Origin of the sequence: Anaerotignum sp., from assembly GCF_017483025.1 — a bacterium.
Taxonomy (GTDB): Bacteria; Bacillota; Clostridia; order Lachnospirales; family Anaerotignaceae; genus Anaerotignum_A.
On the sequence record NZ_JAFUMA010000003.1, the window covers coordinates 1 to 2,241 of the forward strand.

Below are 2,241 nucleotides of genomic sequence, written 5' to 3' on the forward strand. Positions count from 1 at the left end.
CAGTGGTAAGTCCGTCTGCATCAATACGCTGATCACAAGTATCCTTTATAAGTCTGATCCGAAAGATGTAAAATTGCTTTTGGTAGACCCCAAAGTGGTTGAACTGAGTGTATACAACGGCATCCCTCATTTGCTGATTCCCGTTGTGACAGACCCCAAAAAGGCGTCCAGCGCACTGAATTGGGCGGTGAGAGAAATGCTTCAGAGATATAACGATTTTGCGGCCCATGGTGTCCGTGACATCAAGGGCTTCAATAAAATGATGGGAGATAAGGGTGATGAAAAGGGCAAGATGCCTCAGATCGTTATCATCATCGATGAATTGGCTGACCTGATGATGGCAGCTCCCGGCGAAGTGGAAGATGCCATCTGCCGACTGGCACAGATGGCGAGAGCGGCTGGTATGCATCTGATCATTGCGACTCAGCGTCCTTCCGTTGATGTTATCACAGGTGTCATCAAGGCGAATATCCCTTCCAGACTGGCCTTTGCCGTATCTTCCGGCATCGACTCCAGAACCATTCTGGATATGGTCGGCGCGGAAAAACTGCTGGGCAAAGGTGATATGCTGTTCTATCCTTCCGGACAGAGCAAGCCTTCCCGTCTGCAGGGTGCTTTTGTAACCGATCAGGAAGTGGAAGCTATCGTTGATTTCTTAAAGAAGAGCAGCAAGCCTTATTATACCCAGGAAACCATCGACCAGATCACATCTACAGGTAAGGCTGGCGGCGGTGCGGTGGAGGATTCTGATGAATTCTTCGGTCAGGCGGTAGATCTGATTCTGGAAAAGGAAAAGGCGTCAGTTTCTATGCTGCAGAGACAGTTCCGCATTGGCTATAACCGCGCAGCAAGGCTGATGGATGATCTGGAACGCCACGGCATCGTTGGCCCCGAAGAAGGCAGCAAGCCGAGAAAAGTTCTCATTACGAAAAGCGAATGGGAAGAAATGACAGGTTCTGTGCCTGAAGAAATTTAAATTGAAATAGGGAAAGAACTGGTAGAATTACCAGTTCTTTTTTGTGCGAAAAGGACGTTGACAAAACCGGACAAGTATAGTACCATCAACATAGGGTCATATGACTGACGGAAGTGGAAATAACCACATGGGAGTATGACTATTCGAATGCCGACCGTCTGGGCGATGATGCTTGGATCGTGTGCGGCGTTTTCTTTTTTGAAAGGAAAACAGCACGATGCAGGCGAAAGGTAACCAGTTATGTGAATGGTGGAGATTCACCAAACGGAGAGGAGTTTTTTGAATGTTTAAGACAGACTTACAGATCGCACAGGAATGTAAAATGGAACATATCCTGAAAGTTGCTGAAAAGGCAGGTATCCCCGAAGATTATATCGATTGCTATGGGAAATATAAAGGCAAAATCAGCGACAAATACTATAACGAAATCAAAGACAACCCCGATGCAAAACTGATTCTGGTAACAGCTGTTAACCCTACACCCGCCGGTGAAGGCAAAACAACAGTGACCATCGGCCTGACACAGGCACTGCAGAAAATGGGCAAAAACGCTATCACTTGCCTGCGTGAACCTTCTCTGGGTCCCTGCATGGGCGTGAAGGGCGGCGCTGCTGGCGGCGGTTATGCACAGGTAGTTCCCATGGAAGATATCAACCTGCACTTCACAGGTGACCTGCATGCCATCACAACAGCAAACAATCTGCTGGCATCCATGGTTGATAACCACATCCAGCAGGGCAACGAACTGAACATCGACCCCAGAAGAATTTCCTGGAAACGCTGCGTTGACCTGAACGACAGACAGCTGAGAAACGTGATCTCCGGTCTGGGCGGCAAAGTAAACGGCGTGCCCAGAGAAGATGCCTTCCAGATCACAGTAGCTTCCGAAATCATGGCTATTTTCTGTCTGGCAAACGACCTGAAACAGCTGAAAGAAATGCTGGGTCAGATCATTGTTGGCTACACATATGACGACGAACCCGTAACAGCAAAAATGATCGGCGCTGACGGCGCAATGACAGTTCTGCTGAAAGATGCTCTGCAGCCCAACGTGGTTCAGACACTGGAAAATACACTGGCGATCATCCACGGTGGTCCCTTTGCAAATATCGCTCACGGCTGCAACTCCGTAAAAGCAACAAAAACAGCTATGAAAATTGCTGATTATGTTGTTACAGAAGCTGTCTTCGGTGCAGACCTGGGTGCTGAAAAATTCTTTGATATTAAATGCCGTAAAGCAGGCCTGAAACCTGATGCAGTTGTTC

2 protein-coding genes and 1 riboswitch are annotated in these 2,241 nt (G+C 48.1%); both genes read left to right on the top strand.

The genetic code is table 11. The features are described from left to right. Nucleotides 1-976 (top strand): DNA translocase FtsK (locus tag IJ369_RS00065; protein WP_290714478.1); only part of this gene is annotated, 976 nt, incomplete at its 5' end. A 90-nt stretch (nt 977-1,066) separates the two neighbouring features. Then, a riboswitch (ZMP/ZTP riboswitch) is annotated at nt 1,067-1,147 on the top strand. Nucleotides 1,148-1,259: 112 nt separating this feature from the next. After that, nucleotides 1,260-2,241: formate--tetrahydrofolate ligase (locus IJ369_RS00070; RefSeq protein ID WP_290714481.1), on the top strand; the 982-nt coding region annotated here is incomplete at its 3' end.